6 protein-coding genes are annotated in these 6,459 nt (G+C 70.3%); 3 read left to right on the forward strand and 3 right to left on the reverse strand.

The window, feature by feature from the left end:
• Positions 1 to 35 precede the first annotated feature (35 nt).
• From Q1N79_RS26690 to Q1N79_RS26700, 3 genes are all read left to right on the forward strand, one after another.
• Positions 36 to 1,559, forward strand: coding sequence for a TldD/PmbA family protein (locus tag Q1N79_RS26690; RefSeq protein WP_300613694.1), 1,524 nt, complete (start codon positions 36 to 38; stop codon positions 1,557 to 1,559).
• Positions 1,560 to 1,605: 46 nt separating this feature from the next.
• Positions 1,606 to 3,027 (forward strand): metallopeptidase TldD-related protein, encoded by a 1,422-nt coding sequence (locus Q1N79_RS26695; protein ID WP_300613696.1) that lies wholly within the window; start codon positions 1,606 to 1,608, stop codon positions 3,025 to 3,027.
• A 64-nt stretch (positions 3,028 to 3,091) separates the two neighbouring features.
• The gene (locus tag Q1N79_RS26700) at positions 3,092 to 3,490 is read left to right on the forward strand and encodes a DUF3099 domain-containing protein (RefSeq protein ID WP_300613698.1); all 399 of its coding nucleotides are present in this window, start codon (positions 3,092 to 3,094) and stop codon (positions 3,488 to 3,490) included.
• Between the two features lie 393 nt (positions 3,491 to 3,883).
• Here the strand turns inward: Q1N79_RS26700 and Q1N79_RS26705 are convergent, their stop codons facing one another.
• From Q1N79_RS26705 to Q1N79_RS26715, 3 genes are all read right to left on the reverse strand, one after another.
• Positions 3,884 to 4,774, reverse strand: a complete 891-nt coding sequence (locus Q1N79_RS26705; protein ID WP_300613700.1) for an ABC transporter permease — start codon at positions 4,772 to 4,774, stop codon at positions 3,884 to 3,886.
• A 3-nt stretch (positions 4,775 to 4,777) separates the two neighbouring features.
• The gene (locus Q1N79_RS26710) at positions 4,778 to 5,758 is read right to left on the reverse strand and encodes an ATP-binding cassette domain-containing protein (RefSeq protein WP_300613702.1); all 981 of its coding nucleotides are present in this window, start codon (positions 5,756 to 5,758) and stop codon (positions 4,778 to 4,780) included.
• Positions 5,755 to 6,459: PadR family transcriptional regulator (locus Q1N79_RS26715; RefSeq protein WP_300613704.1), on the reverse strand; the 705-nt coding region annotated here is incomplete at its 5' end. The genes Q1N79_RS26710 and Q1N79_RS26715, both read right to left, overlap by 4 nt.

Below are 6,459 nucleotides of genomic sequence, written 5' to 3' on the forward strand. Positions count from 1 at the left end.
TCGGGTCGTCCCCCGGGGGGAATAGGTTCGTTCACGTGGATGATGGCAACGCACGGATCGATCCGGAGTTCGCGGGCCTGCCGCTGACCGCGCTCGCCGACGCGGCGCTCGGCCAGGCGCGCACGCTGGGCGCGCAGCACGCCGACTTCCGCGTCGAGCGGGTCAGGGGACAGTGGATCACGCTGTCCGACGGCAGGCTGCAGAGCCTGTCCGACGCCGACGACAGCGGGCTCGCGGTGCGCGTCGTCGTGGACGGGACCTGGGGATTCGCCTCCACCGTCGACCTGACGCCGGAGGCCGCGGCCGCCGCCGCCAGGACCGCGGTCGAGGTCGCGCGGGTGGCCGCCGCGATGAACACCGAACACATCGAGCTCGCTCCCGAGCCGCCCTACGGCGACGTCACCTGGGTGTCGGCCTACCAGGTCGACCCGTTCACGGTCGCCCCCAAGGACAAGGTGGACCTGCTCGGCGCGTGGTCCGCGCAGCTGCTCGCCCACGACGCGGTCACCCACGCCGACGCGAGCGTGGTCCAGATCAAGGAGTGCAAGTTCTACACCGACGGCGCCACCACGGCCACCCAGCAGCGGGTCCGGCTGCACCCGCAGCTCACCGCCGTCGCGGTCACACCCGCCGGCTTCGACGACATGCGCACGCTCGCTCCCCCCGCGGGCCGCGGCTGGGAGTACCTGACTGGCCCATCCGGCGGGCAGGGCGGCTGGGACTTCCCCGCCGAGCTCGCCGAACTCCCCGAGCTGCTCCAGGCAAAGCTGGCGGCGCCGAGCGTCGAGGCGGGCCGCTACGACCTGGTGATCGCGCCGTCCAACCTGTGGCTGACCATCCACGAGTCCATCGGTCACGCGACCGAACTCGACCGGGCCCTCGGCTACGAGGCCGCCTACGCGGGGACGTCGTTCGCCACGATCGACAAGCTGGGCACCCTGCAGTACGGGTCGGGCGTCATGAACGTCACCGGCGACCGGACCGCGCCGCACGGCCTGGCCACGATCGGGTACGACGACGAGGGCGTGGCGGGCCAGTCCTGGGACCTGATCAGGGACGGCGTCCTCGTCGGCTACCAGCTGGACCGGCGGATGGCCCGGCTCAAGGGGTTCGGCCGCTCCAACGGGTGCGCGTTCGCCGACTCACCCGGCCATATGCCGCTGCAGCGGATGGCGAACGTGTCCCTGCAGCCGGCGCCTGGCGGGCCGGACACCGCCGAGCTGATCGCCGGCGTCGAGAACGGCATCTACATCCTCGGCGACAAGTCCTGGTCGATCGACATGCAGCGGTACAACTTCCAGTTCACCGGCCAGCGGTTCTTCCGGATCAGGAACGGCCGGCTCGACGGGCAGCTCAAGGACGTGGCCTACCAGGCGACGACCACGGACTTCTGGAACTCGATGGAGGCGGTCGGCGGGCCGCAGACCTACGTGCTCGACGGCGCGTTCAACTGCGGCAAGGGCCAGCCGGGCCAGACCGCGCCGGTCAGCCACGGCGCCCCGGCCGCGCTCTTCCGCGGGGTACGGGTGCTCAACACGGCGCAGGAGGGGAGCGCATGAGCCGGGGCCGTGCACGATCCGCGGGCCGCCGGGCGGGAGGCGGCGCATGATTCCGAACGAACCTTCGGCGTCTGCCCAGGACACCGTCGCACGCGCCCTGGCCCTGGCCAGGGCGGGCGGTGACTGCGTCGTGATCGCGGAGGAGACCTCGACCGCCAACCTGCGCTGGGCCGGCAACACGCTGACCACCAACGGGGTCGCCGTCTCGCGCAGCCTCACGGTGATCGCGATCGACCGGCGGAGTCACGGTCCGGACGGCGCCGCTGGCGTCGGCGTCGTCTCCCGCTCAGGGGTCGGGCCCGGGCAGGTCGAGGACGTGGTGCGGGAAGCGGAGAAGGCCGCCGCCGAGGCCTCGCCGGCCGAGGACGCCGGGGAGCTGGTGGCCGCAGACGGCCGGGATCGTTCGGGATCATGGGATGGACCTCCAGCCGCCACGGAGTTCGGAGTCTTCCGTGCGTTCGCGCACGAGCTCGGCGAGACGCTGCGCGCGGCCGAGGGAGCTGGCCGCAAGCTGTACGGGTTCGCCGAGCACGGGGTCACCTCCACGTTCCTCGGCACCTCGGCGGGGCTGCGGCTGCGGCACGACCAGCCGGCCGGGCGGCTTGAGCTGAACGCCAAGTCCGCCGACCTGGCGCGGTCGGCGTGGGCGGGGGCGGCGACGCGGGACTTCACCGACGTGGACGTCGCCGCGCTCGACGCCGAGCTCGCGCAGCGGCTGGCGTGGCAGGCGCGGCGGGTCGAGCTGCCCGCCGGGCGGTACGAGACGCTGCTGCCGCCGACCGCGGTGTCCGACCTGATGGTCGACCTCTACTGGAACGCCGGGGCGCGGGACGCCGGCGAGGGCCGGACCGTGTTCTCCAGGCAGGGCGGCGGGACGCGGGTCGGGGAGCGGCTGTCCGCGCTGCCTGTCGACCTGTTCAGCGACCCGTCGTATCCGGGGCTTGAGTGCGCGCCTTTCGTCATCGCGCACGCGTCGGGGCGGGACTCGTCGGTGTTCGACAACGGGCTGGCCGTCGGCCGCGGGTCGTGGATCTCCTCAGGCGTGCTGAGCGCGCTGCACTCCAGCCGGTATTCGGCTCGGCTGACCGGGCTGCCGGCGACGCCGCCAGCGGGCAACCTGATCATGTCGGCGGACTCGGCCACGTCCCTGCCGGCGATGATCGCGTCGACCAAACGCGGGCTGCTGCTGACCTGCCTGTGGTACATCCGCCAGGTGGACCCGCAGACGATGCTGCTGACGGGCCTGACGCGCGACGGCGTGTACCTGGTGGAGGAGGGCGAGGTGGTGGGGGCGGTGAACAACTTCCGGTTCAACGAGTCGCCGATGGCCATGCTCGGCCGCCTGCTCGAGGCGGGCGCGACCACGCCCACGCTGCCGCGTGAGCTTGGCGACTACTTCACCCGCGTGGCGATGCCGCCGCTGCGCGTGGATGCGTTCAACATGTCGTCGGTCAGCCAGGCGAGCTGACCGGCCGCGCGACCGGTCGGGCCGTGGTGTAGCCGGCCCGCGCGGAGCGCGATAACGTGGGGGAATGAGGGTAGGCCATCTCGGACGCGGCCAGCAGGTCCACGTTGTCACGCAGGCGCGCCGTGGGCTGTCCGAGGACATCGCGTACCGCCAGCACCGGTACCTGATCATGATGGCCATCCGCACCGTCTGCTTCGCGATCGCGATCATCTTGTTCGTCAACCACCTGGGGTGGCTGACGGCTATCCCCGCCGTCGGGGCGATCGCCATTCCGTATTTCGCCGTGGTGTTCGCAAACGGCGGGCGAGAACCCGCCAACGTCCGCGGGTTCATGGAGTACCAGATGAATCTGCCTGCCCGCAGGGAGCCCGGCGGGCCATCTGATGACTCTGGCGACTCGGCTTCCGGCGGGTCTGCCGGCGGGTCTGCTGGCCCGGCCGCGGACCGCGCGGACGGCGATTGAGGCCAGGGATAGCCCGCGCTCATTTGTCGCCGGCCAGCGACGGGATTGGCGCTCGCCGCCTATGCGGAATCAAATGGAGGTTCGGAAGCGTACGCATGGGACCTTCGGCGTCCCGCCAGCATCGGCAGCATCGCACTTGCGGCTTCAAGTGCCGAAAACGCCGCCGCGGATTCGTTAAGAATTGGGTCTTGACACACCCCGGGGTGTTTCCGTGTACGATTCATATCGGGTGCTCTGGTCCCCCGTCGGGGCACCGCTGCCGGCGTTCCGGGCCCCCGTCGGAGCGCCGATGATAGCGACGCCGGGTGGTTTGCCCCCGTAGCCACCCGGCGTCGCCCTATTTCGCGGGACTTTGCGATATTCGCCGTCCGGTCTAGTTGGTTCCGTGTCCGGCTACTCCGTGCGCTGGAACTGCAGGATCGCTATTCCGAGCAGTGCCGCGCCCATCACCGCCACAAGGCCGAGCGACACCCCGATCGGGACCAGCCAGCCGTTCCAGGTGACCCCGGGGCTCAGCACGGCGAGCGCCGCTGGCGCCATGTTCAGGTGGCTGAACACCGCGTGCCGCATCGGGGAGACGATGTAGGTGAGCGGGTCCAGCCTGGTCAGCACCGTCAGCCAGGCCGGCAGGCCGTTCAGCGGGTAAAGCGCGCCGGACAGGAAGAACAGCGGCATCACCATCATCTGGGTTACCGCCATGAACGCCTGTATCTGCTTTATCTGCGCGGCCACCATCACGCCGAACGCGGTCAGCGTGAACGACAACAGCAGCAGCTCACCGATTAGCGTGAGGAACAGCCCGAGGTTGTAGGGGACGTGCGCGAACCCGGCGAGAGCGAGTATCACCAGTCCCTGGCACGTGGCGACGGTCGCGCCGCCGAGGCATTTGCCGAGGACGAGCGCGGACCTGCTCACCGGCGCGACGAGCATCTCCCGCAGGAATCCGAACTCCCTGTCCCAGACAATGGACGCCGCCGCGAAGATGGCCGTGAACAGCACGGACATTGCCAGGACGCCAGGGTAGATGAACGTCCTGAAGTCGATTCCCGCGGGCATCCCGCGGTTGGCCAGCGTGGACAGCCCGGTGCCGAGGACGAACAGGAAAAGCACCGGCTGCACCAGCGACGTGATCGCCCGCAGCCGGTCGCTTTTGAACCTGAGCAGCTCGCGGCGCCACACGATGCTGACGGCGCGCAGGTCCTGGCGCAGTCCTCGATCCGGTACCGCGACACGGATCGCCTCGGTGAGCCGTTCGCTGTCTAGCTCAGTGACTTCGATAGCCATCTGCTACCTCCTGCGGAACGCCATGACTTGCGCGCGGTTCCGGTCGCCGATCGACGCCTCCGCGTCCCTGATCGTCTTGCCGGTGTAGGACATGAAGACGTCGTCCAGCGAGGGGCGGGCCACGCTCACCGAGCGGATCGGCTGCGTGAGCTCCGCGAACAGGCGGGGCACGAAGTGCTCCCCGGACTCCACGTTAAACGTCACCATGCCCTCGTGCAGGGCGGCCTCCAGGTCGAAGCGGTCCTTGAGCTCCTTGATGGCGGCCTGGTCGTCATTGGTGGTGATCTGCACGCGGTCCTTGCCGACGCTGGCCTTCAGCTGCTGCGGCTTGTCGATCGCCACGATCTTGCCGTGGTCGATGATGGCGATCCTGTCGCAGTTCTCGGCCTCGTCCATGTAGTGGGTCGTCAGGAAGATCGTGATGTCTTCGCGCTGCTTGAGGTCGTTGATGTACTCCCAGATCGAGCTGCGCGTCTGCGGGTCAAGGCCCACGGTCGGCTCGTCGAGGAACAGCACCCGCGGCGCGTGCAGCAGGCCGCGGGCGATCTCCAGGCGGCGCTTCATGCCACCGGAGTACGTAATGACGTCCGCCTTCCGGCGGTCCCACAGGCCCACCATCTCCAGGACCTGGCGCATGCGCGGCACGAGCTGCGCCCGTGGCACGCCGTACAGGTCCGCGTGGAAGCGGAGGTTCTGCTCGCCGGTCAGGTAGTTGTCCACCGTCGGGTCCTGGAAGACCAGGCCGATGTTCCGCCGCACGGTGTCCCGGTTTTTCACCACGTCATAGCCCGCGACCCTCGCGGTCCCCGAGGTGGGGTTCGCGAGGGTGCACAGGATCTTGATCGTGGTGGACTTGCCGGCGCCGTTCGGGCCGAGGAAGCCGAAGGTCTCCCCCGGCTGTACCTCGAACCCGATGCCGCGCACCGCCTCTATCTCGCCATACCGTTTGACCAGGTCACTGACCTGGACGACCGGTTCACTCACTCGTTTCCCTCCGGGGCGCCGGCCGCGCCGGCTGAGTCGGTAGTCTCGCTAGCTCCATTGTCGCTGGTGCCAGCGGCCTCGCCTGCGCCGGCCGAGTCACCCGCGGTGCCCGCGGTGCCTGCCGTGCCTGCCGTGTCGTCTTCGGCCAGGATGCGGTACATCGACCGCCGTGCCTCGATGAGCACGCGGCGGGCCTCGGCGAGCTGGCTCGCCGACCCGGCACGCCGAACCTCCATGACGGCCAGCATCACCTGGCGGATCATATCGCCGAGCTCGAGGGCGGCCTCGTCGGCCATCCCGGCGGCGGCGTCCCAGGACCTGCGGAGCTCATCGGCGTGCGCCTCCGCGTACGCCCGGCCCTCCGCGGTCAGCGAGTACATCCGGCGGCGGCCCTCCCCCTCGGGGCTGATCAGCCCCTCGTCCTCGAGCTGCTGCAACGCCGGGTACACCGACCCCGCGCTCGGCCGCCACACCCCGTCGGTGCGCTCAGCGATCTCCTGGATGATCTGGTAGCCGTTCCACGGATGGCCCTCGGCCAGCAGGTCGAGGATGGCCGCCCGCACGTCGCCGCGCCGGGCACGCGGACCGCGCCCGAACGGATGCCGGCCGAACATCGGACCCAGCGGCCCCAGCGGCGGTAGCGGGCCTGGCTCCGCCCAGCCCCAGCGCCGGCCGCCGGGACCAGCCCAGCCCGGGCCGCC

The sequence above is a fragment of the Trebonia sp. genome (assembly GCF_030042015.1).
Lineage (GTDB): Bacteria > Actinomycetota > Actinomycetes > Streptosporangiales > Streptosporangiaceae > Trebonia.

What these genes read in the sequence shown, in the direction of transcription:
- Q1N79_RS26705 (WP_300613700.1), bottom strand. Translation starts at nt 4,774, where the DNA reads ATGGCTATCGAAGTCACTGAGCTAGACAGCGAACGGCTCACCGAGGCG.
- Q1N79_RS26700 (WP_300613698.1), top strand. Translation starts at nt 3,092, where the DNA reads ATGAGGGTAGGCCATCTCGGACGCGGCCAGCAGGTCCACGTTGTCACG.
- Q1N79_RS26695 (WP_300613696.1), top strand. Translation starts at nt 1,606, where the DNA reads ATGATTCCGAACGAACCTTCGGCGTCTGCCCAGGACACCGTCGCACGC.